The sequence below is a fragment of the Brevundimonas abyssalis TAR-001 genome (assembly GCF_000466985.1).
Taxonomy (GTDB): domain Bacteria; phylum Pseudomonadota; class Alphaproteobacteria; order Caulobacterales; family Caulobacteraceae; genus Brevundimonas; species Brevundimonas abyssalis.
This window is the reverse complement of sequence record NZ_BATC01000010.1, coordinates 21,519-43,500: the sequence shown is the minus strand read 5'-3', so window position 1 is coordinate 43,500 and position 21,982 is coordinate 21,519. Positions and strand designations below refer to the sequence as shown.

The window sequence follows — 21,982 nt, the reverse complement described above, 5'->3', positions numbered from 1 at the left end:
CGACCGACGCGCAGCGGAGCGCCGGGACCGGCGACCGTCTCGACGCTCCGCCCTGACAGCCGCGAGGCTGGGCCGGGCGACCGGCGCCGGCGACCCTCGGCCCGGATCCCGTCCGGGCCCGGGCAAGAGGGCGGCGCTCCGTCCCGGACAGCGCCTGCGGCGCTTCCGGGATGACAAGGCGTCGTTGCACGCCGTTGCACTGTTTTTCGCATCCGGAGTCTCACGCTCGCATCGGACGCCCCGCGAAATCAGTCCCTTGAGCCGAAACATGAGACTCCCGTTGCACTGTTTTTCGCGCCGGGAGTCTCACCGGTTTCGGACAATTCGCACTATTCGGACCCTGTTTTTCCTCCCCCGTCGGGGGAGGGGGACCACGAAGTGGTGGAGGGGGCCAACCCCATCCGCCGACGCTTGAGACCTGCCCCCGCCCCCGGGCGCTCCGCTTCGGGGCGGACTACCGGCAGAACGCCCGCCCACCCGTGGCCTCCAGGTGCAGGTGGTCGTCGTGGAAGGCGTTGTAATCGGGGCTCAGGACGGTGCCGAAGATGCGGCAGGCGTCGTCGCGGATGCGGCGCAGGAAGCGGGCTTCCGGGCCGTTCCCGCTCCAGTCGCCGGCCACGGTGATGCGGCGGCCGTCCCTCAGGCGCACGCCCGAGAAGTCCAGGGCGGCGGCCAGGCCGTGGGCGCTGGGGCGGTTGCCGGCCATATTGTTGACCGGGCGGCAGGCGTATGTGCCGAAATGGTCAACGGAAACAACGTCTTGTCCGAATATCTCGCGGGCGGCGGGCTCCACGGACTGGCGCCGCCAGATGCTGATGGCCAGGGCCGTCTGGCAGGTCACGGTCGGGTCGCCCGGCGTCATGCGCGCCACCGTGCCCATGTCGGGCCCCAGGGTCCCGGCGTCATAGAGGCCGCAGGCGCCGCCCCGCGCCTCGTCCGGCCGGGGGCTGAAGCGCACATTGGCCGCCGACAGCTGGGCCAGGCAGCGGCCCAGATGGCCGCCCTCGGCCAGCACCGCCCCCTGCGTGCCCCCGTCCAGCGGCCGGTCGATCAGCACCTCGCCGATGGACGCCGGCGGCGCCCCCGACGGGGTCGGCCCGGGCTGGTAGGGCCCCGGCTGCGGGTCGGGCAGCATCCGCCCGCACCCGGCCAGCAGCAGGATCAGCAACAGGGGGGCACAGACGCGCATGGGGCCTCCGGGTGAGTCGGCCCCCAGCTTACCATCCCCCTAGCCGTCCGCCTCCCGCGTCACTACCTTGGCGTTCATGGCCCGTTCCCCTTCGAAATCCGCAAAGCCCGTCCACACCCCGGGCGTGTCCGACATGTCGGGGACCTTCGTGCACGACGCGCCGAGGACGCGGGGCAAGGACCCCATGTTTGCGCCGATCACCGGCCCGCGCCTGACGCCCGAGGAGGCCCCGAGCGTCGACGCCGACTGGACCCCGCACCGCCCCTCCCGCCCCGCCGCGCGCCTGAAGACCCCGTTTCGTCTGGCCTCGCAGTTCGAGCCCGCGGGCGACCAGCCCGCCGCCATCGCCGAATTGGTGGCCACCGCCGAATCCGGCGAGCGCGATCAGGTGCTGCTGGGCGTCACCGGCTCGGGCAAGACCTTCACCATGGCCAAGGTCATCGAGGCGACCCAGCGCCCCGCCCTGATCCTCGCCCCCAACAAGACCCTCGCCGCCCAGCTATACTCAGAGTTCAGAAGCTTCTTTCCTGATAATGCCGTCGAATACTTTGTATCGTATTATGATTATTATCAACCAGAAGCATATGTTCCGAGAACAGACACCTATATTGAGAAGGACTCAAGTATAAACGAGCAGATCGACAGGATGCGGCACTCGGCGACGCGGTCGATTCTGGAGCGGGACGATGTGATCGTGGTGGCGTCGGTGAGCTGCATCTACGGCATCGGGTCGGTGGAGACCTATACGGCCATGACCTTCGACCTGAAGGTGGGCCAGACCATCGACGAGTCCAAGCTGCGGGCCGACCTGATCGCGCTGCAGTACAAGCGCAACGACGCCGCCTTCGACCGGGGCATGTTCCGCAAGCGCGGCGACACCATCGAGATCTTCCCGGTCCACCAGGAGGACCGCGCCTGGCGCGTCAGCCTGTTCGGCGACGAGATCGAGTCCATCGCCGAGTTCGACCCCCTCACCGGCAAGAAGACCGCCGACCTCGAGGAGGTCACCGTCTATGCGGCCAGCCACTATGTGACCCCGCGCCCCACGCTCAACCAGGCTATCACCGGCATCAAGGCCGAGCTGAAGGAGACCCTCGACTGGATGGTCGAGAACGGCAAGCTGCTCGAGGCCCAGCGCCTCGAACAGCGCACCCGCTTCGACCTGGAGATGATGGAGGCCACCGGCTCCTGCGCCGGCATCGAGAACTACTCCCGCTGGCTGACCGGCCGCAGTCCCGGCGAGCCCCCGCCCACCTTCTTCGAATACATCCCCGACAACGCCCTGCTGTTCGTGGACGAGAGCCACGTCACCATCGGCCAGATCAACGCCATGTTCCGGGGCGACTACCGGCGCAAGGCGACCCTGGCCGAATACGGTTTCCGCCTGCCCTCCTGCATCGACAACCGCCCGCTCAAGTTCGAGGAATGGGACGCCATGCGGCCCCAGACCGTCCACGTCTCCGCCACCCCCGGCCCGTGGGAGCTGGACCGCACCGGCGGCGTCTTCACCGAACAGGTCATCCGCCCCACCGGCCTGATCGACCCGCCGGTGGACGTGCGCCCGGTGTCCAAGGACGGCTTCTCCCAGGTGGACGACGTCATCGCCGAGGTGAAGGACGTGGCCCGCGCCGGCTACCGCTCCCTCGTCACCGTCCTGACCAAGAAGATGGCCGAGGACCTGACCGAATACATGCACGAACAGGGCGTGCGCGTGCGCTACATGCACAGCGACGTGGACACCATCGAGCGCATCGAGATCCTGCGCGACCTGCGGCTTGGCTCGTTCGACGTGCTGGTGGGCATCAACCTGCTGCGCGAGGGCCTCGACATTCCGGAGTGCGGCCTGGTCGCCATCCTCGACGCCGACAAGGAAGGCTTCCTGCGCTCGGAAACCTCCCTGATCCAGACCATCGGCCGCGCCGCCCGCAACGTGGACGGCCGCGTCATCCTCTACGCCGACCGCATCACCGGCTCCATGGAGCGGGCCATGGCCGAGACCGACCGCCGCCGCGAGAAGCAGCAGGCCTGGAACGCCGAACACGGCATCACGCCCGAAAGCGTCAAGTCCAACATTAAGGACATCATCGAGAGCCCCTATGAGTCCCGCGCCCTGGACCGGCTCACCGCCCCCGGCGTCAAGGAGGACTCAAAACCCTTCGTCGGCACCAATTTCCAGGCCGCCCTCAAGGACCTGGAATCCCGCATGCGCGAGGCCGCCGCCAACCTGGAGTTCGAACAGGCCGCCAGGCTGCGCGACGAGATCAAGCACATGAAGCTCATGGACCTGGAATTCGCCAACGAGGCCCTGACGGGGGCGGGCGAGGCCGTGGACAAGGAGGCGCCGAAGCGGGACCGCGCGGCGGCGAGAGCGGCGTCGGCGGAGGCGTTCAGGAAAGGGCGGTTGTAGGGGGTTCAATGGCGGCGGTGGACGGAGACCACCGTGCCACTAAGGCCTCATCTCGTAGACGGGTCCACAAACAGGTGTAAGGTGTAAGGCTAAGCTAAATGAGGTTCACTTTGGCCAAGCCCATAGAACAGTTGTCAGGGCTCCGCACCAGTGATGGCTGGGTGATCGGAGAACTAGTTAAGAAGCAGGCATACCAGACAGGGGGCTGCTTCTCGGTTGGCTACTTGGTTCAGCATGAAGAAAACCCCTCTCGCGTGGGCTTCCTAAAAGCACTTGATTTCAGCAGAGCCCAAGAAGCTGAAGATCAAGTGCGTGCGCTGGAAGATATGACACGCACATATAACTTTGAAAGAGACGTCCTTGCACTTTGCCGGGGCGCAAATCTAGACCGCGTTGTTGTAGCAATTGCTGATGGTTCCATTGCGGTTCCAGACGCTCCATTTGGCACAGTGAGCTATCTCATATTTGAGCTTGCGGATGGCGACGTAAGAAAGCACGCCGTCCTCAAAAATGAAATCGATGCGTACTGGTCTTTAAACGCATTGCATCAAATCGCTACGGGATTAAATCAGCTTCACGCCCAAGGTATATTTCATCAAGACCTGAAGCCGTCCAATGTCTTAACGTTTTCTGGGGGAGCAACTTCAAAACTTGCCGATCTCGGAAGATCTCATTGTCGAACAATCGCATCTCCTCATGAAATGATGGCTTTGGCCGGACAACCTTACTATGCTTCCCCGGAGTTTTTGTATCACTTTCTAATGCCAGATCAGGCACGATGCAGGGCCGCGTCAGAATTATATCTTTTTGGCAGCATGCTATATTATTTCTTCACGGGCGCGATGCTGACACCCACCGTCATTTCGTTCATGCGGCCAGAACATAAACCTCAGTCGCTTTCGGAGAATGGGGGCGGTTGGGAAGGAACATATGAGGACGTCCTGCCCTATTTCCGCGCTGCACTTGCTGATGCACTAGGCCAGTTGAAAGACAGTATCGAAGCGTCACTGACCAACCATGACCCCAAACTGGCCGCAGAGATTTTTGAGTTGGCGACGTATCTTTCGGAACCCGATCCGCAGCTCAGGGGTCACCCCGCAAGTCGCCGGCGGAAGCATGGGAACCCCTACGAGATGACGAGATTTATCTCTGCATTTGATAGATTTGTAAAGGTTTCGGAAATCCGAATGAAAATAGATGCAGCTTCCATCTAACAAAATAGGCAGGAAGATGATCCCACGTTGGAGATCTCTTCGTCTGACGCCCAAACAAGAACTTGTGAGCTCTAAGGGGAGATCATTAAAGCGGTCGCCTCATGGTTCCAATATAATAACTTCTGAAGAGTGGGCGACTGATCCGACAATATGGTCGGCATCTGATATGATATCGATGGCCATCGTAGACGGTAGATCTTCCGAAACTGATGCGGCCGCTGAATTTCTAAAGGCACATATTGCCGATTTATCTCCTGGCACGAAGCAACTAATTCTCTCATATTTTGACGACGGATTTACTCCTGCGGCTCCTCATGGAGTTTTGATTACGCGAGAGATAAAATACAGACAGATTGCCGAGATGAAGGGGGAGCTTTCGCTATATCCCCGCAATGCGGTTTTACATGTCGAGCTCGCAAGAGCTTACGTATCTTTAGGGCAAATAGATAAAGCACGGCATTCGTTTCGCATTGCCTTAGCGATCGCTCCTTCCAATCGATACGTACTTCGATCCGCGGTGAGATTTTATGTCCTGGATCAAGATGTTGATCGAGCTTGGTCAATTTTGAAAAATGCGCCTTCAGAGGATACTTGGCTCCTTGCCTCACGAGTCGCAATCGCTGATTTGACTGCGAAGCCTATAGAGAGCAGCCGTAAGCTCAGAGAAATTATCGATAGAGGGAGGCCGGCCCAGGTTACGGAACTAGCCGCTGCTTTAGCCACACTTGAGATGGAGAACGGGTCAGATAAACTTGCAAAGAAACTCTTCAAGATAGGGTGCGAAAGTCCAACCGATAATACTATCGCTCAAGTTCGCTGGGCCCACGAAACCTGTGGCGTTCCCTTCAACAAAAACCTTCTTGAAAACGCGCTTACGTTCGAAGCCCGTACTGGGCAAGCTGTGGAGGAAGGAAAGTGGGTTGATGCTGTCGATAACGCATCGACTTGGCTAGGTGATGAGCCGTTTTCCACGCGTGCTGCTGCTACTGGCGCTTTTGTCGCCGCAGAAATATTGCAGGATTTCACAGTCTCCGAGCGTGTCGCGACATCTGGTCTTGTGGCAAACGCTCACGACCCCGTCCTTCTTAATAATAGAGCCTACGCTCGAGCATGCTTAGGTGATCTGATCGGTGCGGTAGAAGACATAAATTCCGCGTCTGCCGTCCGTTCCCTAGATGATACAGACGCGATTTGCATTATCGCAACAAAAGGATGCATCTCATACCGGAGCGGAGATGCTTCTGCCGGAGCGGCGCACTACCAGCGGGCTGTTGAAATGGCCTTTGACGGAAAATACACCGCCTTGGCCCAAAGAGGAATTATTCATTGGATTTATGAAGAAGGGAGAAATGGTCGCTATTTAAGCAAGAGCGACATTGAGCGTGTCAGTAAATACTTCTTAGAATCGAAACGCATTGATAGAGAAACAGCCGAGATATTTAATATATACGCTCGGCAATATATAATTCTTGGGGATGTCGAAGCGCCAGTTGCGGACCTTCGAGGTGTCCTAGAAAGACTTTGACCATCAAGTTTCCGCGCGTCGGGGCCCCCTGCACAAGGCAGGGAACGGCGACGAAATCGAAGAGACCCGCTGCGGCAAGGGCTGACCCCTGACCTGCCGCCCGCTACGGTGGGAGGATGGGGCAGGACGACAATCACTGGTGTGAGCTGGGCTTCGCCGAACCGGCCGTCGCCTTCAAGGGGCCGACCCAGACCGCCCGATCCGTCACCGAGGCGTGGATGGCGCTACACGGCTTCTGTCCCGCCTGCGCCGCCGACCGCCTGCCGCAGCTGCCGAACAACGCGCCCGTCGCCGACTTCCGCTGTGGCGACTGCGGTGAGGAGTATGAGCTCAAGGCCAAACAGGGAAAGCTGGGGGGCTCCTGACCTTCTCCCGATGGGAGAAGGGGGACCCGCGCACCGGAGCGCATAGCGCGACGGTCCTGGCGCGGGGGTTGAGGGGCGGGTGAGTCAAGGCTGCCACCGGGCCCTCACCCTGCGCGCGAAGAAGCGGGCCGCTCCGCGTCCCGCTGCGCGCAGCCCTCTCCCACCGGGAGAGGGGACGTGGTGCGCGCGGAAAGACCCCCTCCACCATGCTGCGCATGGCGGCATTGGGTAGTTATCACACCTAGACATCGTTCCGCTTCACCTCTGATTTTCGTAGCTTTTTCCAAGCGCTGCCAAATCGGCTCGCACGGACCCACTGCTGCGAGAATGGAAATGCCCAACTGTGTTGTCCCGACTGGAGCGGACCAACCGAATGTCCTTCACGCTCTGACCCGCAAGCACGCCGAGATCAGCGGAAAGATCGGCCACGCCCGACTGGTCCTTCGCCAATTGGCGGTCGAACTGGAGCACATCGACGCGACGATCCGCATCTTTAATCCTGCCATCGACATCGGTGCGATCAGGGCCAAGACCGTTCCATTGCGCGACCCGGCCCACAAGGGGGAGATCGCCAGGATCGTAATCGACACACTTCGCGAGGCGGACGACCCGGTGACGCCCCGCGCGATCACCGAACGGCTGATGGAAGTCCGATGCCTCAACGGCGCCGACCGCGAACTGTTCGACGTCATGCTGAAGCGGGTCCGTGCGTGCCTGCGCGCCCAGCGGATGCGGGGAATGGTCCAGCCGGTCGCCTTCGCCGACAGGACCCAGGGCTGGGAGATCGCCGAATGAGGGCGGGTCGCAAGGAGCCACTGCGGTTCATCCGTGGCGGGCATGTCTTCCACATCGCCAAGGCCTATACCGAAGGCGAAACGGGCTTCATCGGACTGCGGGACGGGCGGGTCCTTGCGCGAGCCCCGGAAGCCTCGCAGGTCGCGCGACTTCTCATCACCGGCTTATGACGGTCGCTTCTCCTGCTCGATAGTCTCCACCATCGTAGGGTGTCGGCGGGTGGCCGTTGGTCCAGTGATAAGTCTTTGGGGTGCGCTGCGTGGCCTGAATCCTCTGGTCGAGGGCCGTGATCTGGGGGGCTTAGCGCAAAGCTGGCCGAAACCCCCATCGTGCAATCCAGAACGTCGGAGCCCTTCGTGGGCCAAAGGCGGCATTGCTTCTGCTAGTCTGGTCCGATGTTCTCCCCCCTCCGCCACGGCGCCTACCGTCACCTTTTCACCGCCCAGGTTGCGGCCCTGCTCGGAACGGGCATGGCGACCGTTGCGCTCGGCCTGCTGGCCCATGATTTGGCGGGCGCGAGCGCGGGGCAAATCCTCGGCGCGGCCTTGGCGATCAAGATGGTCGCCTACATTGGCGTCGCCCCGTTCGCGAGCGCGCTCGCAGCGCGGTTGCCGAGGAAGACCCTCCTGGTGTCGCTCGACCTCGTCCGGGCGGGCGTCGCCGCGTCCCTGCCCTTCGTCGCCGAGCCGTGGCAGGTCTATGCGCTGATGACGGTTCTCTACGTCGCCTCAGCCGCCTTCACCCCGGCCTTCCAGGCCATGATCCCCGATCTGCTGCCGGATGAGACGGAATACACCAAGGCTCTGTCGCTCTCGCGGCTGGCGGCCGATCTGGAGAGCGTAGCCAGCCCGGTTCTGGCGGCGCTGCTGCTGGCGGTGATGAGTTACAGCAATCTGTTCGCGGGCACGGCAGTCGGGTTCGTCGTATCGGCCCTGTTCGTCGTCAGCGCCGTCCTCCCGGCGCTCAGCACGGCACGGCCCCGTCCGTTCCTGCAACGCCTGACGGGCGGGCTCCGGCTGTTCGCCTTGACGCCGCGTCTGCGCGGCCTGCTGGCGATCAGTCTGGCGACGGCGGCGGGCGGGGCGATGGTGTTCGTCAACACCGTGGTCCTGGTGCAGTCGCGTTTCGCCATGTCGGAACAGGCGACGGCCTGGGCGCTGGCGGCGTTCGGCGGGGGATCGATGACGGCGGCGGTGGTTCTGCCTCGCCTGCTGGTGCGGGTGTCGGACCGAACGGCGATGGCTCTGGGCGCGGGCGTCATGACGCTGGTGCTGCTGTCCGGTCCCTGGGTCGCGGTCAGCTATCCCGCGCTGCTGATGCTGTGGGTCGTCATGGGCTTCGGCTATTCCCTGACCATCACCCCGGCGGGCCGGGCCTTGCGGCGATCATCGAACGCCGCTGACAGACCCGCCCTGTTCGCGGCCCAGTTCGCCCTGTCCCACGCCTGCTGGCTGATCGCCTATCCGGTGGCGGGCATGGTCAGCGCCGAAGTCGATCCCGGCGCGGCCTTCCTCGTGCTCGCCGGCCTGTGCGCGACGGGCACGGTGCTCGCCCTCGTGATCTGGCCCGCGCACGATCCGGAGAACCTGCCGCATCGGCATGATGACCTCGGGGCGGACGACCCTCACCTCGCGGAGGGACACGGGGCGGCTGGCGTCCACGCCCACCCCTTCGTCATCGATGAGCGGCACAGACGCTGGCCGACGACGAAGGAGTAGCGACACCGGGTCAGACCACCCGCCTGACCTCGGTGTAGGCGCCGGTGGTCTGGAGCGTGATGGTCACCGGCTCCCCGGTGCGGTTGCGCCAGAACCAGCCGTGGCTGCCGGTGAAGGCGGCGACGAGTTCGCCCTCAACCCGTTGCTCCGAGCCCTTGCCGTAGCCGTGGTAGGGCGTTCCGGGACGGTCGGCGTGGGTGTCGAAGTTGACCGCGCCGCCGCTGCTCGTCCAGGTGAAGTCCACCCGGGAGCCTTCCTCCATCACCAGCTTGATCTCGGCGCCTGATCGGGTGCGAGGGTGATGACGGTTTCGTCCGAGCGTTGGCCGTTCGGGACAGAAGTCGCTCCGGCCGGAGTGGCTGGGGAGGTGGTGGTGACAGCGGCGGGGGCGGACGCCGTCACAGCCAGGCCCGCCTCTTCGGCCTCGGCTTCGGCGGCGAGTTGCATCTTGATGCGGCCCATCTCCGTCAGCCCCAGAAGCGATCCGACCCGGGTCGGATCTACGCCGTATTCGGCGGGCAGGACCACGGTGACGAGCAGAGCAGAGGCGATCACGACCGCGATGCCGGTCGACTTCAACAGCTTGCCAGTCGAGGGCAGTTCGGAGGCGTCGGGCTTGTTGGCATTATACATGGGTCAAGTCTCCGGTCAGGTGACGAAGAAGCCGACGAGCTGATAGCCCGCCAGGATGAAGCCGAGGGTCATGACGACCACATTGGTGGTGTAGGCGTGGCGCCAGAAGCTGGATGACTGCCGCCAGAAACCCATGACGATCAGGATGGCGCCGAGCGCCAGAAGCTGGCCAATCTCGACGCCGACGTTGAACGCCAGCAGATTCCCGATCAGGCCGTCGGGCGACATGTTGAAGTCCTGGAGCTTGGTCGCCAGGCCGAAGCCGTGGAACAGGCCGAACACCAGGGTCGCGACCTTGGTGTTGGGCTGGAAGCCGAACCAGCGCTGGTAGGCCCCCATGTTGTCGAGGGCCTTGTAGACCACCGACAGGCCGATGATGGCGTCGACCAGATAGCTGGACACGCTGATGTCGGTCAGCACGCCCAGCAACAAGGTGGAGGAGTGACCGATGGCGAACAGGGTCACATAGATCGAGATGTCCTTCATTCGGTAGAGGAAGAAGATCACACCCAGCAGGAACAGCAGGTGGTCGTAGCCCGTGACCATGTGCTTGGCCCCCAGATACAGGAACGGCCAGAACAGGAAGCCCGAGGTCTCCTGGATGTAGCCCTTGTCGCCGTCGGCGACGCCGTGGGCGAAGGCGGCCGTCAGCAGGCCGTTGAGGAACAAGACGAGCAGCCCGAGCAGAAGGACGCCGGCGGGCGTCCTCAGCCAGGCGGCCCATCGATGGGTCGCGGCGGTCATGCATTACTCCGGTTGAAGGGAAGACGGTTCAGCCACGACGCCGCGCGCCCGCAGGGCGTGGCGGGCGGCCATGGACGAGGCTGTATAGGGCGGGCAGGACCAGCAGGGTCAGGATCGTCGAGGAGATGATTCCGCCGATCACGACCGTGGCCAGGGGGCGCTGAACCTCTGCCCCGGCTCCCACGTTCAGCGCCATCGGCACGAAGCCGAGGCTGGCGACGAGGGCGGTCATCAATACCGGCCGCAGCCGGGTCAGGGCGCCCTCGCGGATCGCCTCGCCGAGCGGCTTGCCATCGGCGATCAGGCTTCGGATGAAGCTGACCATGACGACGCCGTTGAGCACGGCGACGCCGGACAGGGCGATGAAGCCCACCGCCGCCGAGATCGACAAGGGCAGCCCCCGCATCGCCAAGGCGGCCACTCCGCCCGTCAGCGCCAGGGGCACGCCGGAGAAGACGATGGCCGAGTCCTTCACCGACCGGAACAGGGCGAACAGCAGGCCGAAGATCAGCAGCAGCACCACCGGCACCACCAGTTGCAGCCGCTTGGCGGCCGAGATCAGTTGCTCGAACGTGCCGCCGTAGCTGATCCAGTAGCCGGCAGGAACCTCGACCTCGGTGCCGACCTCTTCCTGCACTTCGGAAATGAACGAGCCGAGGTCGCGGCCCCGAACATTGGCGGTGACGACGACCCGGCGCTTGCCGTCCTCGCGGCTAATTTGGTTCGGTCCTGTCTCCACGGCAATGGTGGCGATCTCCTCCAGGGGCACGAAGGCGGTTCCTCCGGAGCTGGGCACGGGAATGCGCAGCCGGCCGATGGCGTCGGTGTCCTGACGCAGGGTTTCGGGCAGACGGACCACCACGTCGAAGCGGCGGTCGCCCTCGAACACCTGACCCGCCACGACGCCGCCGATGGACGCCGACACCACTTGCTGGACATCGTCCATGCTGATGCCGAGTCGTGACAGAGCCGCGCGGTCGGGTCTGATCTGGAGCACGGGCAGGCCGGTGACCTGCTCCACCGAAATGTCCTCGGCGCCTTCGATGCCGCTGATCACGCCCTCGACGGCGTTGCCGACCTCCAGCAACTGGTCGAGATCGTCGCCGAACACCTTGATGGCCACATCCGCCCGCACCCCGGAGAGCAGTTCGTTGAACCGCATCTGGATGGGCTGGGTGAACTCGTAGTTGTTCCCGGGGATTTCGGCCACGGCCGCCTGCATCTCGGCCAGCAGTTCGGCGCGAGGTTTCCTCGGGTCGGGCCAGTCCGCGCGGTCCTTCAGCATGATGAAGGTGTCGGCGACCGACGGTGGCATGGGATCGGTCGCAATCTCGGCCGTGCCGATTTTGGCCACGACCCGCTCCACCTCCGGGAACTGGGCGATGCGTCGCTCCAGCGCCGTCTGCATCTCAACAGCCTGGCTTAAAGACGTGCCGGGGATGCGCAGGGCGTGCAGGGCGATGTCGCCTTCGTCCAGGTTGGGGATGAACTCCGACCCCATCCGGCTGGCGCCCAGGGTCGCGATGGCGACCAGGGCGACCGCCACGGCGACGAAGGCCACGCGCAGCCGCAGGGCCATCTCCAGCGCCGGCTGGTAGAACCGGCGGGCGCCGCGCATGACGAAGCTGTCCTTCTCCTCGACCTTGCCGGTGACGAACATGGCGACGGCGGCGGGCACGAACACCAGCGACAGGACCAGCGCGCAGGTCAGGGCAATGACGACCGTGATCGCCATCGGATGGAACATCTTCCCCTCGACCCCGGTCAGGGCGAAGATCGGCACATAGACCAGGGTGATGATCAGGACGCCGAACAGGGACGGCCGGATCACTTCGCTGGAGGCCGAGGCGGCCAGGGCGAAGCGTTCGTCACGGGTCAGCAGACGACCGTGCTGATGCTGGGCCTGGCCGAAGCGGCGTAGGCAGTTCTCGACGATGATGACGGCCCCATCGACGATCAGGCCGAAGTCCAGCGCGCCCAGGCTCATCAGATTGCCCGAGACCCCGGTGCGCACCATGCCGGTGATGGTCATCAGCATGGTGATGGGAATGACGGCGGCGGTGATCAGGGCGGCGCGGATGTTCCCGAGCAGCAGGAACAGCACCACGATGACCAGCAGCGCGCCCTCGACCAGGTTCTTCTCGACCGTATGGATGGCGCGATCCACCAGATCGGTGCGGTCATAGACCGGCACGGCGCGGACGCCCGTCGGCAGGGCTTCGGCCGCCGTCTCCAGTCGGGCGGCGACGGCCTGGGCGACGGTGCGGCTGTTCTCGCCGACCAGCATGAAGACGGTGCCTAGGACGACCTCGCGGCCGTCTTCGGTTGCGGCGCCGGTGCGAAGTTCCTCGCCCATGACCAGATCGGCGACGTCAGCGACCCGGACGGGCACGCCGTTGCGATTGGAGACGATGATCGCGCCGAGGTCTGCAAGGCTCTCGGCCTGGCCCGGAACACGGACCAGATACTGTTCGCCATAGCGTTCGACATAGCCGGCACCAACGTTTGCGTTGTTGCGGTTCAGGGCCTCGACGACTTCAGCCATCGTCACGCCATAGGCGACCAGGCGGTCGGGCCAGGGGGTGACGTGATACTGACGCTCGAACCCACCGATGGTGTTGACGTCGGTGACGCCCGGCGTGTTGCGCAGTTGCGGACGGATGACCCAGTCCTGGAGCGTCCGCAGGTCTTCGGGCGTATAGAGCTCGCCGTCGGGGCGGCGCGCGCCCTGTTCGGCCTCGATCGTATACATGAAGATTTCGCCGAGCCCGGTGGCGATGGGGCCGAGTTCGGGGGTCAGGCCTTCAGGCAGCTGCCCCCTCGCGGCCTGAAGCCGTTCATTGACCAACTGGCGCGCAAAATAGATGTCGGTGCCGTCCTCGAAGACGACGGTCACCTGGCTGAGGCCATAGCGGGAGACCGAGCGGGTGTATTGCAGCCCCGGCACCCCGGCGATGGCGGTCTCGACCGGGAAGGTGATCCGCTGTTCGGACTCCAGCGGCGAGAAGCCGGGGGCCTCGGTGTTGATCTGGACCTGGACGTTGGTGATGTCGGGCGTGGCGTCGATGGGCAGACGCTGGAAACTCCAGACGCCGACCGCACAGGCCAGGACCACGAGCGCCATGACGAGCCAGCGGAACCGGATCGACAGCGCGATGATGCGTTCAAGCATTTTCCGCGCCCCTAGTGATCGTGGCTCGCGCCGGACTTCTCGACGTCCGCGCGAATGAGGAAGGCACCGTCCACCACATATTCGGTGCCGGGATCGATGCCGCTGAGGACCTCGGTCCACTCGGGCGTGCGGCGGCCCAGTTCGAGCATCCGCACCTCATAGGTCGTGCCGAAGCGGGCATAGACGACGGTGAAGTCGCGGAACGGCTGGAGCGCGCGGGTCCGCACCGCCAGCGGCACCTGACCCGCCCCAACCTGCACCTCGCCGGACACGCCAAGGCCCGGCCGCCAGACGCCACCCTGATAGGGCAGGTCAACATGGGCTATTAGGACCTGACTGGTCAGATCGGCCGAAGGTAGCACCGCCTCGATCCGACCGTTGAAGGTGTAGTCCCCCGCCAGACTCTTCACGACGACCGGCTGGCCCGCCCGCACCCGTTCGGCATCGCGCGGATAGAGCAGAAACTCGGCGTGCAGCCGGGTGGGATCGCCGATCATCAGCATCGGCTCGCCGCCGCCGGTGATGGAGCCGACGTTGACGTTCTTGGCCACGATCATGCCGGAGATCGGGGCGGTGATCGCGTAGGTCTGGAGGCTCTCGCTGGACTCCACACGGGCGATGACCTGGCCGCGAGAAACACGGGTTCCCAGTTCGACGTTCAGCGCCATGACGCGCCCCGGATAGCGCGCGTGGACTTCAGCCTGACCCTCAGGCGTGATCTCGACCCGTCCGGTCAGCGACAGGCTCTCGCCCAAGGTCGCGGGGCCGACCCGTTCGACGGTGACCCCTCCGGCTCGTGCCGCGTCGGCGGTAATGGTCGTGCGGCCTTCGTATGAAGCGTAGGTCCAGCGGTGCTGGTTGCCGGCATGGCTTGCGCTCACCGCCACATCGAACGAGTGCGGCTCCGACACCACGCCTGGCCCGGTCAGGTAGTCGTTCTCGGGCGCGAAGGTGAAGCGATCCGTCTTTGGTCCCGTCCGCTCCAGGGTGATGGTCGCCTGCACCTGACGCGGATCGATGGGCCGATCATTCAGATAGGGATAGAGGCGGAACAGCGGCTCAGGCCCGTCCTCGTAAATCGTCACCTCCAGTGCAAAATCGCCGTCGCGCAGCATGCGTCCGCGATGCGGGCCACGCTCGTAATCGCCGGCGGCGACCTCGCCCTCGGCCGTCTCGGGAGCGCCCTGGCCGCAAGCCGAAACGCCGACGGCGAGCGCCAACAACGCCACGGCGATGATGCGCCGGCAGGAAATGGAGCGGATCATGGGCGGGTCTCCAGGCCGAGCAGGTCGGCGTGCGCGCCGGTCAGCCGGTCAAGGCGGGCGCGGTCCATGTGAAATTGTTTGAGAACTGCGACCCGCCGTTCTCTCGTAGCGAGAAGCGCGGTCTGGGCGGCAATGACGTCGTTGTAGGTGAAGCCGCCTCGGTTGAATCCATCGCGCACGAGGTCGACCGCGCGTTCGGCTTGTGGCAAGGCCTCTTCCGCGATGCGACGCGCCTGGCTGGCTTGCGCCATCAACTGCACCTGGAGGCGGGCGATCTCGCGCTCTCGCTCCTGGCGGAGGGCCGCCATGTCGGCTTGGGCCGCCACGCCCTCGAATCTCGCCCGTTCGATGGCCCCTTCGTTCCGGTCATAGCGTCCCAGCGGAATCGACCCGCCGACCACCAGACCAAGGTCTTGACCTTCCCAGAAATGACGGACGCCGACGCTGACGGTCGCGTCGGGCGTGGCCCGCGCCTGTTCGACGCGAACTCTGGCTTGGGCGATATCCCGTTGCGCGGCCAGAACCGCGAGGTCGATTTCGTTGGCCTCGCCGGCGACTTCGCGGGCGGCGCTGGTGTCTTCGAAATCGGCCGGATCGAGGGAAAAGTCCGACGCCCCGATCCAGAACCGGCCTAGCGTGGCGCGGGCCAGTCGGGCCTGTGTCTCGGCCTGGTCGAAGTCAATTTGGGCCTGGGCCAGTTCGGCCTCGGCGCGGGCGCCGGCGAACAGCGGGTCGCGCGCCATATCAACCCGACGCTGCACGTCCGTCTGAAAGCGTTCGGCCAGGGCGAGACGTTCGCGCGCGATTTCAAGGTCGGCTTGGGCACCGAGGGCATCGGCCCAGGCGCGCTGCACCTGCTCCAGCCGATCCAGCCGCCGGATCGCGGCCTCGGCCTGCACCAGGGCGGCTTCGCCCCGGGCCAGAGCCACCCGGGCCGGTCGATCACCACCTCGCTCGAACCGCTGCTCGTAGGACAGGGTCGTCTCGGTGCGATCGATGATGTTGCCGCCGCCCAGCGTGGGCAGATTCTCAACCATCAGACCCAGGGTCGGATTGGGCCGGACGTCGGCCTGGCGCACGGCGGCGTAACCCGCCCGCGAACGCGCCTCCAAGCCCGGAAGTCCAGGGTCCACCTCGGCGGCGCGTGCGAGCGCCCGGTCAAGGGACAGACTCGACGCACTGGCGGCCGAGCCTGTCGGCTCCTGTGCCACGGCGGTGTTAGACGGCCATGCCGCCAGTGAGAGCGCCAGCGCCGAAACGGCCGCCAGACGCGCCCACGATCCGGCAGAGCCGGCAATCGGGGTCTTCAAGGGTATCTCCGGGAAACGGGTTGCGCGCAGCCGAAAGGGGCCGCGTCGGTTCAGACGACCGTGCGAATCCGTTTTGGAGGATATTCCGGCCCGTCGCCGGTATGGCTCGACAGAGCAGGATCAGGCCCCGGTCGCCGGAGCGCGGACGTAACGGACGACGTGTCCGTCAGAACCCGGCCTGAGGACGGCATGGCGGGCTGACCGTCGCCGCCGCCATGATGGTGATGCCCGACAGGGATTGACCCGTCACCTGACCGATCCGTCCCGGTATCGGGAACTTCTTCCGGAGCCACATGGACATGCGCCGCATGATGATCGTGATCTGATGCAATCAGCGCGACAGCGGGCCAGTCCGCTGCGTGGGCGAAGTCATGCTGCGACTGCGACACATACTGCAGGTTCATGGCCGCCAAGATGGCGACGCACAGACCGATGCAGAGGTGGCGAAGGGCGTGCGGCAAGATTTAAGGCTCCTGTCGCCCGTGTAGCTTCCTGCGGGTCCGTTGGCAATGCCATGGTCGAAAACGCGGGCCGCCTCTGCGCCGAACCGAGCGCAAACTACTGAATAGAGGAGGCCGCTTAATGATGGAGGAGGTTAGCTCTCCTCCTCCCCGCCCTCGATTTCGGCCGTCCGTTTCGCAACGAGGGCCCGGGTCGCGGCCGGAAACTTCCTCGTGAACGTGTAGGTCTGCACCTGGCTGCTGGAGAGTTGTAGGAAGGTGCAACCGATGGCGTCGAGGACCTGAAGCAGGAAGGCCGCCGAAAAATTTCCCCGGCTGATCTTGTTGCGAAGGTTGGCTTCCGTCTCCTTTATGCCGATCCTGCCGAGCGCCTGCACCAGGTGGGCGTAAGTCATATTCCTGCGCTTCAGCTCGGCCTTCAGCAGCCCCTTCGCCTCTCCGGACCAATCCCGGAGCTCCTCCTCGGCCAACTCTTTTAGGTTTTCCACCGTCGCCTCCATCGTCGAGTCGGAGGGTAGGCGGAGGCCCGCCCCATCGCAAGGCGGCCGTCTCATATATCGTGAGGTTTGTATCGCGCGGCGGGGCAACAACGTCACCGTGCGCATCGATAAGCACGCGAATATATCCAAAAATGTTACTTTTATCTTGACGGCCAAGAAGCGCGCGTATATCGCCAAATTCGATACATTTGTATCCGGATTTGTCCTTGTCGCCATCGAACTGCGATATGGGCCCGGCCACGGCCGTGACGCCTTTCGATATCGGTGGATGGACCGAGGCGGAGGCGCGCGCCCAGTTCGTAAAGTTCCGCTTCGCCGAAAACGGCGGGGAACCGTTCTGTGGGAAGTGTGGCTGCGTGGCTGTGAGCCACTACAAGTGCCGGCCGATCTACAAGTGTAAGGGATGCGGAAGCCAGTTCTCGGCAACGTCCGGGACGCCCTGGCAGAAGCGAAAAATCAAGTTCCGCAAGCTGATGTATTTGATCGCCTGCTTTGTCGACAACGTGCAGGCTCAGACAGCGCGGGCGATCTGCCGACACATCAGGGTGCAGTATAAGACTGTGCTGCTCTGGCTTCACAAACTGCGCGCTGAGATCGCCAATCGCGCCGCCACGGCTACCCCGCTGCTGTCAGGAGAAGTCGAGGTCGATGGCGCGTATTTTGGCGGTTATGTTCGCCCGAAGAACCAGGCCAAAACCCGCAAGGACCTCCGCAAAATTCCCTATCGCGCTAACGATCGGGCGCTGTGCGTGGTCGTCGCGCGGCAGCGGGGTGATGGTCCGATCCGGACCTGGGTGGGCAAGAACGAGATCGATACCCGACCTTTCGTGAAGGATGCCGTTCAACGCAACAGCGTGGTTTTCACGGATATGGCACCGCATTGGGGTAAGCTGCGGGGCAAGTTCAAGCTGTTTCGGATCAACCACAAGCGCGCCTACTGCACGCCTGAAGCCTGCACCAATCAGGCCGAGACGCTGTGGGCTCTGATGCGCGTGATGGAACGCGTTCATCGTCACATCTCGCAGAACTACCTGGACCTCTATGCCGCTGAGGCGGCCTGGACCCTCCAGAAGGGTAAGCGCGCCGAGGGTGAGGACTTCACCAACCTGATGGCGTGGATGAGCCGTCAGGGTCGTTCGCCGCTCGCTGGTTATTTTCAGGGGCGCAAGCGCTCGCTTCCGCTGTGCAAGGTGGACGGCACGATCGAGGACTGGAAGCCGAAGCCGCGCAAGGGGACGGTGACGTTCATCGATAAGGACGCGGAACCGATCGAATACAAGCCGCGCCGACCGCTGGCGAAGACGTGGCGCGAGGGTTTTACCTTCCTGTCCGCCGAGCAGTTCCTGGCCGCCCCTTCGCTGGTCCCCGACCACGGCGGTGTCTACGCGGTGTTCGTCCGGGGTGGGCAAGCCATCTTTGGGGCCACCGGTTACCAGGATGTCCCCCAGCGTCCCGTCTGGCGGCACGATGACGCGGATCACGCCTACACCGGTGAAACCTATGGCCTTCGGACGCGCATCCTCAGTCACCTCGCGGGCGACATCTTGGTCTCCAACCTGCGCGAGACCCTGATGGCGCTGCAATGGGGTGGCGGAGCCCTCCCGGACGGGCCTGACGTCGAGGCCGGCCGCATTCAGGCCGAACGGGCCCTGACTGAGTGGATGAAGGCCAACATCCTAGTGGGCTACCGCTCGTGCAGCTACGTCAAGGACGTCGAGACGGCGATCCTCGACGCGACGGCCAGCCCGTTCAACCTGAGGCGGAGCAATCCGTCGGCCTATGCCGATGCACTCCAGGACCTGCGCAGGCGTTTCCGGGACGACGTCGTCAGCGGCTGGGCCAAGCCTGAAGGCCAACCGCACCCGCGAGTGCGCCGCTAGTCTTCCTCGTCATCCACCCGCCAAGACCACCTTGTGGGGGAGCCGGGGTGTTCGACGAGGTCCTGTCGATAGGTGTTCATCAAGCCGTTGTTGACGGCCGTATGATACCTCTGGCGCTCCGCGACCGTAGATAGATCGTAGCCAAACCGTTCGCCGAGCAGATCGACGATCTCCGCGATCGTCAGCGGCTGGGTCGTCTCCTTAATGATGTCCATCGCGGTTCCCGCCACGCCCTGCGGCGGGATGCCCCGGTTGGGTTCCCTGGGTCGGATGGGCTTGGCGGCCGCATGATCCCAGTCGGGGTTCAGCATCTTCACCACGTAGGCAAGGTGAGGAAGGGCCTCCAAGATTGCCGCGCGGCGTTCTTCGCGTGCCGGCGCCGCCGCCTCGTAGGCCTCGCGATCCGTGATCAGGCGCAACAGGCGTTTGGGTGGCTTGTCCAGCCGCTCAAGTTCGCCAAGCATCTGCCCATGGATTTTCGCCAAGCGGATACCCAGCTTTTCTTCTTCGTTCATGACGCCCGATAGCCCGCCTATCGGCAGGCCTCAACGCTTGATCGAGGCGAGGTGTGACAACTACCCAATGCCGGCGCATGGTCCCGTCGTCGGATCGGCTCCGCCGCTCCTCCTCCACCCCCGATGGGGGAGGATTGGTGATCACGCCCGGCCAGCCGTGCGGGGCGGCTTGGGGGGTGTTTCGGGACGCGGCCTGTGCCGGTCCGCCTGCATCAGGCGGGCGAGGCTTTGGGCGCCGGTGGCGAGCACGATCATGGGCCGGACTCCGTGGATGCGATATTGAGAATGCATCGCAATAGTGAGTCTGGCAAGCCTCCTGACGTGGGCCTCGCGGCCCTGTAGCGTTGCGCCATGATCGCGCCCTCCGCCGCCCCTGCTCCGCCCCGCGTCTGCGGCGACTGCGGCCTGTGCTGCAAGATCATGGGGGTGGAGGCCATCGCCAAGCCGCCGCGCAAATGGTGCGGCCATTTCCGCAAGGGGCGCGGCTGTTCGATCTATGCGGAGCGGCCCTCAGCCTGCGGCGCGTTCAACTGCACCTGGCTGCTGGCGCCGAACCTGGGCGAGGACTGGCGGCCGGACCGGGCCGGGTTCGTGATGCATTCCGAGAACGGCGGCCAGCGCCTGATCGTCGAGGCTGACGGGGCGGACCCGCAGGCGTGGCGGCGAGAGCCCTATCAGACCACCCTGCGCGAGTGGGCGCGGGCCGGGGCGGCCCAGGGGCTGGAGGTGATGGTGTTCGTGGGCGACCGGGGCGTCCGGTTGCTGCCGGACGGCGGAGAACGACCGGTCACGCGCGCTTCAGCCTGATCAGTGGACCGTGACGTTCCGGGTCTGATCGCGGCCGTGCAGCTTGTCGCCGATCATGTTGCCCCAGCGGACGGCGGAGCCCATGGGTGACGCCATGAAGCCGGCCCGGGGATCGATCTTGCGGGCCTGATGGGCGAAGGCGGCGGCCATGCCGGCGCTCATCATGGCGGCGATCATCTGGCCGGCCATGCTGCGCGGGCGCGAGGCCATCCAGAAGGCGCTGACCGCCTGGGACACGCTCCACAGACGCAGGGCGCTGTTGCGGTCCGGCCCCGAGGGCGCGTTCCAGACGCGCAGGCCGGCCAGGGTGGCGGCCGACATCAGGGCGGGCAGGAGAATGCTGTAGCCGGTGCGCGGCTTCTGGACGATGGGGCGGCCGTCATGCTCGGGCGAGGTCTCGCGGGGGTCGGCGGTCAGGGCCACCAGGGCCGAGGCCACGAGGCCGACTCCGGCGGTGACCGCCAGTCCCGTCGCCACATGCCGCCCGCTGCGGCCCTTGCTGTTGAGGAACCGGTCGACGGGGCGGGGGCGAGGCATGGCGGTGGTCTCCCTGTTGGATGAGTCAGGGAACGGAACAGGTCAGGCGGGATGGGGTTCCGGGGCGTCGGCCCCGGCCCTCCTCCGATGGAGAGGATCAGTTGCCGGTGGCGGCGCCGTCGGGCTCGATGTCCTTCATGGCGCTCTGCAGCCAGTTCTGCTCGCCCAGCAGCTTGATCAGGTTCAGCTGGTTCTCGAGGAAGTCGATGTGCTCCTCGGTGTCCGACAGGATTTCCGTCAGGATCTGGCGGCTGATGAAGTCGGCGGCGGCCTCGCACTGCTTGATGGCCTCGATCTGGTCGCGGCGGCCGTCCAGCTCCAGCTGAAGGTCGGCGCCCATGCATTCCGGCGCGGTCTCGCCGATCTTGAGCTTGTGCAGGTCCTGCAGGTTGGGCAGGCCGTCCAGGAACAGGATGCGCTTGATCAGCTTGTCGGCGTGTTTCATCTCGCCGATGGATTCGTCGTAGATCACCTTGCCCAGGTGGCTGAGGCCCCAGCTTTCGAACATGCGGGCATGCAGGAAATACTGGTTCACCGCGGTCAGTTCGTTGGTGAGGACGCCGTTCAGCGTCCGGATGATCGCGGGATCGCCCTTCATGATCTCAAGCCTTTTCGTTCCAGGACCGGCTCACACGACGGCCGCGTCCCATGCATGATGCATAACACGCTTCGCAAGCGATTGTTCACCTGCGACTACTTATCAGCTTATTGTAATTGCGAGTAAATCTCGCCCGCATGATTACTCGGCGGCGAGAGCGAAGGCCTGGCGCGATTCCTGGATCATCTCGCGCATCTCGCAGACGCATTTGGCGCACTGGGCCTGACAGCCGTTGTGGGTGAAGACGTCGCGCGGCCGCTGGGCCCCCGCCTCGATGGCGCGGGCCACGTCCCGTTCGCGAATGCCGTTGCAGTTGCAGATGTACACGGTGTGGTCGCCCGACCCGA

The 21,982-nt window shown here is 64.5% G+C and carries 21 protein-coding genes; 8 read left to right on the top strand and 13 right to left on the bottom strand.

Annotated elements, in window-relative coordinates:
- Window positions 1–454: 454 nt before the first annotated feature.
- Window positions 455–1,189, bottom strand: a complete 735-nt coding sequence (locus MBEBAB_RS04625) for an extensin family protein (RefSeq protein WP_021696776.1) — start codon at window positions 1,187–1,189, stop codon at window positions 455–457.
- 76 nt (window positions 1,190–1,265) lie between these two features.
- On the opposite strand from MBEBAB_RS04625, the gene uvrB reads away from it, so the two are divergent.
- The 6 genes from uvrB to MBEBAB_RS04605 all read left to right on the top strand — a co-directional run bounded on the left by uvrB (window position 1,266) and on the right by MBEBAB_RS04605 (window position 9,213).
- A complete protein-coding gene (gene uvrB, locus MBEBAB_RS04620; protein WP_045318877.1) occupies window positions 1,266–3,596 on the top strand; it encodes an excinuclease ABC subunit UvrB in 2,331 nt (776 codons plus the stop codon).
- Between the two features lie 110 nt (window positions 3,597–3,706).
- Window positions 3,707–4,810, top strand: coding sequence for a protein kinase domain-containing protein (locus MBEBAB_RS15590; protein ID WP_158332117.1), 1,104 nt, complete (start codon window positions 3,707–3,709; stop codon window positions 4,808–4,810).
- Window positions 4,811–4,985: 175 nt separating this feature from the next.
- The gene (locus MBEBAB_RS16070) at window positions 4,986–6,335 is read left to right on the top strand and encodes a tetratricopeptide repeat protein (RefSeq protein ID WP_148291441.1); all 1,350 of its coding nucleotides are present in this window, start codon (window positions 4,986–4,988) and stop codon (window positions 6,333–6,335) included.
- A gap of 116 nt (window positions 6,336–6,451) precedes the next feature.
- Complete coding sequence (locus MBEBAB_RS04615; protein WP_021696772.1) at window positions 6,452–6,700, top strand: DpnI domain-containing protein; 249 nt, start codon at window positions 6,452–6,454, stop codon at window positions 6,698–6,700.
- A gap of 450 nt (window positions 6,701–7,150) precedes the next feature.
- A complete protein-coding gene (locus MBEBAB_RS04610) occupies window positions 7,151–7,495 on the top strand; it encodes a hypothetical protein (RefSeq protein WP_148291440.1) in 345 nt (114 codons plus the stop codon).
- Between the two features lie 395 nt (window positions 7,496–7,890).
- On the top strand, window positions 7,891–9,213 hold the full coding sequence (locus MBEBAB_RS04605) for an MFS transporter (RefSeq protein ID WP_021696769.1): 1,323 nt from the start codon (window positions 7,891–7,893) through the stop codon (window positions 9,211–9,213).
- A 10-nt stretch (window positions 9,214–9,223) separates the two neighbouring features.
- Here MBEBAB_RS04605 and MBEBAB_RS17220 read toward each other — a convergent pair whose 3' ends face one another.
- The 8 genes from MBEBAB_RS17220 to MBEBAB_RS16825 all read right to left on the bottom strand — a co-directional run bounded on the left by MBEBAB_RS17220 (window position 9,224) and on the right by MBEBAB_RS16825 (window position 17,298).
- Window positions 9,224–9,475, bottom strand: coding sequence for a hypothetical protein (locus MBEBAB_RS17220; protein WP_242397066.1), 252 nt, complete (start codon window positions 9,473–9,475; stop codon window positions 9,224–9,226).
- On the bottom strand, window positions 9,475–9,846 hold the full coding sequence (locus MBEBAB_RS17215; protein WP_021696767.1) for a hypothetical protein: 372 nt from the start codon (window positions 9,844–9,846) through the stop codon (window positions 9,475–9,477). The genes MBEBAB_RS17220 and MBEBAB_RS17215 overlap by 1 nt, the downstream gene beginning before the upstream one ends.
- A gap of 15 nt (window positions 9,847–9,861) precedes the next feature.
- Window positions 9,862–10,590, bottom strand: a complete 729-nt coding sequence (locus MBEBAB_RS04595) for a HupE/UreJ family protein (RefSeq protein ID WP_021696766.1) — start codon at window positions 10,588–10,590, stop codon at window positions 9,862–9,864.
- Window positions 10,591–10,618: 28 nt separating this feature from the next.
- A complete protein-coding gene (locus MBEBAB_RS04590) occupies window positions 10,619–13,762 on the bottom strand; it encodes an efflux RND transporter permease subunit (protein WP_021696765.1) in 3,144 nt (1,047 codons plus the stop codon).
- An 11-nt stretch (window positions 13,763–13,773) separates the two neighbouring features.
- Window positions 13,774–15,027, bottom strand: coding sequence for an efflux RND transporter periplasmic adaptor subunit (locus MBEBAB_RS04585; protein WP_021696764.1), 1,254 nt, complete (start codon window positions 15,025–15,027; stop codon window positions 13,774–13,776).
- Window positions 15,024–16,337 (bottom strand): TolC family protein, encoded by a 1,314-nt coding sequence (locus MBEBAB_RS04580; protein WP_231378733.1) that lies wholly within the window; start codon window positions 16,335–16,337, stop codon window positions 15,024–15,026. The genes MBEBAB_RS04585 and MBEBAB_RS04580 overlap by 4 nt, the downstream gene beginning before the upstream one ends.
- A 166-nt stretch (window positions 16,338–16,503) precedes the next feature.
- Entirely contained in the window at window positions 16,504–16,668 is a 165-nt protein-coding gene (locus MBEBAB_RS16450; RefSeq protein ID WP_021696762.1) for a hypothetical protein, read from the bottom strand.
- 264 nt (window positions 16,669–16,932) lie between these two features.
- Window positions 16,933–17,298, bottom strand: coding sequence for a DUF6471 domain-containing protein (locus MBEBAB_RS16825; RefSeq protein WP_081703422.1), 366 nt, complete (start codon window positions 17,296–17,298; stop codon window positions 16,933–16,935).
- Window positions 17,299–17,525: 227 nt separating this feature from the next.
- Here MBEBAB_RS16825 and MBEBAB_RS15010 point away from each other — a divergent pair, with 227 nt between their 5' ends.
- Window positions 17,526–19,178, top strand: a complete 1,653-nt coding sequence (locus MBEBAB_RS15010; protein WP_021696760.1) for an IS1595 family transposase — start codon at window positions 17,526–17,528, stop codon at window positions 19,176–19,178.
- On the opposite strand, the gene MBEBAB_RS04565 is transcribed toward MBEBAB_RS15010, so the two are convergent.
- Entirely contained in the window at window positions 19,175–19,693 is a 519-nt protein-coding gene (locus tag MBEBAB_RS04565) for a hypothetical protein (RefSeq protein WP_021696759.1), read from the bottom strand. The two genes, MBEBAB_RS15010 and MBEBAB_RS04565, sit on opposite strands and share 4 nt — an antisense overlap.
- A 351-nt stretch (window positions 19,694–20,044) precedes the next feature.
- On the opposite strand from MBEBAB_RS04565, the gene MBEBAB_RS04560 reads away from it, so the two are divergent.
- Window positions 20,045–20,500 (top strand): CxxCxxCC domain-containing protein, encoded by a 456-nt coding sequence (locus MBEBAB_RS04560; RefSeq protein WP_021696758.1) that lies wholly within the window; start codon window positions 20,045–20,047, stop codon window positions 20,498–20,500.
- On the opposite strand, the gene MBEBAB_RS04555 is transcribed toward MBEBAB_RS04560, so the two are convergent.
- The 3 genes from MBEBAB_RS04555 to MBEBAB_RS04545 all read right to left on the bottom strand — a co-directional run bounded on the left by MBEBAB_RS04555 (window position 20,501) and on the right by MBEBAB_RS04545 (window position 21,962).
- Window positions 20,501–21,037 carry a tryptophan-rich sensory protein gene (locus MBEBAB_RS04555; protein ID WP_021696757.1) on the bottom strand — a complete coding sequence of 179 codons (537 nt, stop codon included), beginning with the start codon at window positions 21,035–21,037 and terminating at the stop codon, window positions 20,501–20,503.
- Window positions 21,038–21,134: 97 nt separating this feature from the next.
- Complete coding sequence (gene bfr, locus MBEBAB_RS04550) at window positions 21,135–21,635, bottom strand: bacterioferritin (RefSeq protein ID WP_021696756.1); 501 nt, start codon at window positions 21,633–21,635, stop codon at window positions 21,135–21,137.
- 141 nt (window positions 21,636–21,776) lie between these two features.
- Window positions 21,777–21,962 carry a (2Fe-2S)-binding protein gene (locus MBEBAB_RS04545; protein ID WP_021696755.1) on the bottom strand — a complete coding sequence of 62 codons (186 nt, stop codon included), beginning with the start codon at window positions 21,960–21,962 and terminating at the stop codon, window positions 21,777–21,779.
- Window positions 21,963–21,982 lie beyond the last annotated feature (20 nt).

What these genes read in the sequence shown, in the direction of transcription:
- MBEBAB_RS04590 (WP_021696765.1), bottom strand. Translation starts at nt 13,762, where the DNA reads ATGCTTGAACGCATCATCGCGCTGTCGATCCGGTTCCGCTGGCTCGTC.
- MBEBAB_RS17220 (WP_242397066.1), bottom strand. Translation starts at nt 9,475, where the DNA reads ATGGAGGAAGGCTCCCGGGTGGACTTCACCTGGACGAGCAGCGGCGGC.
- bfr (WP_021696756.1), bottom strand. Translation starts at nt 21,635, where the DNA reads ATGAAGGGCGATCCCGCGATCATCCGGACGCTGAACGGCGTCCTCACC.
- MBEBAB_RS16825 (WP_081703422.1), bottom strand. Translation starts at nt 17,298, where the DNA reads ATGGAGGCGACGGTGGAAAACCTAAAAGAGTTGGCCGAGGAGGAGCTC.
- MBEBAB_RS04625 (WP_021696776.1), bottom strand. Translation starts at nt 1,189, where the DNA reads ATGCGCGTCTGTGCCCCCCTGTTGCTGATCCTGCTGCTGGCCGGGTGC.
- MBEBAB_RS04615 (WP_021696772.1), top strand. Translation starts at nt 6,452, where the DNA reads ATGGGGCAGGACGACAATCACTGGTGTGAGCTGGGCTTCGCCGAACCG.
- MBEBAB_RS04555 (WP_021696757.1), bottom strand. Translation starts at nt 21,037, where the DNA reads ATGCCTCGCCCCCGCCCCGTCGACCGGTTCCTCAACAGCAAGGGCCGC.
- MBEBAB_RS04605 (WP_021696769.1), top strand. Translation starts at nt 7,891, where the DNA reads ATGTTCTCCCCCCTCCGCCACGGCGCCTACCGTCACCTTTTCACCGCC.
- MBEBAB_RS04565 (WP_021696759.1), bottom strand. Translation starts at nt 19,693, where the DNA reads ATGAACGAAGAAGAAAAGCTGGGTATCCGCTTGGCGAAAATCCATGGG.
- uvrB (WP_045318877.1), top strand. Translation starts at nt 1,266, where the DNA reads ATGGCCCGTTCCCCTTCGAAATCCGCAAAGCCCGTCCACACCCCGGGC.
- MBEBAB_RS16070 (WP_148291441.1), top strand. Translation starts at nt 4,986, where the DNA reads ATGGCCATCGTAGACGGTAGATCTTCCGAAACTGATGCGGCCGCTGAA.
- MBEBAB_RS04560 (WP_021696758.1), top strand. Translation starts at nt 20,045, where the DNA reads ATGATCGCGCCCTCCGCCGCCCCTGCTCCGCCCCGCGTCTGCGGCGAC.
- MBEBAB_RS04595 (WP_021696766.1), bottom strand. Translation starts at nt 10,590, where the DNA reads ATGACCGCCGCGACCCATCGATGGGCCGCCTGGCTGAGGACGCCCGCC.
- MBEBAB_RS04585 (WP_021696764.1), bottom strand. Translation starts at nt 15,027, where the DNA reads ATGATCCGCTCCATTTCCTGCCGGCGCATCATCGCCGTGGCGTTGTTG.
- MBEBAB_RS15010 (WP_021696760.1), top strand. Translation starts at nt 17,526, where the DNA reads ATGGGCCCGGCCACGGCCGTGACGCCTTTCGATATCGGTGGATGGACC.
- MBEBAB_RS17215 (WP_021696767.1), bottom strand. Translation starts at nt 9,846, where the DNA reads ATGTATAATGCCAACAAGCCCGACGCCTCCGAACTGCCCTCGACTGGC.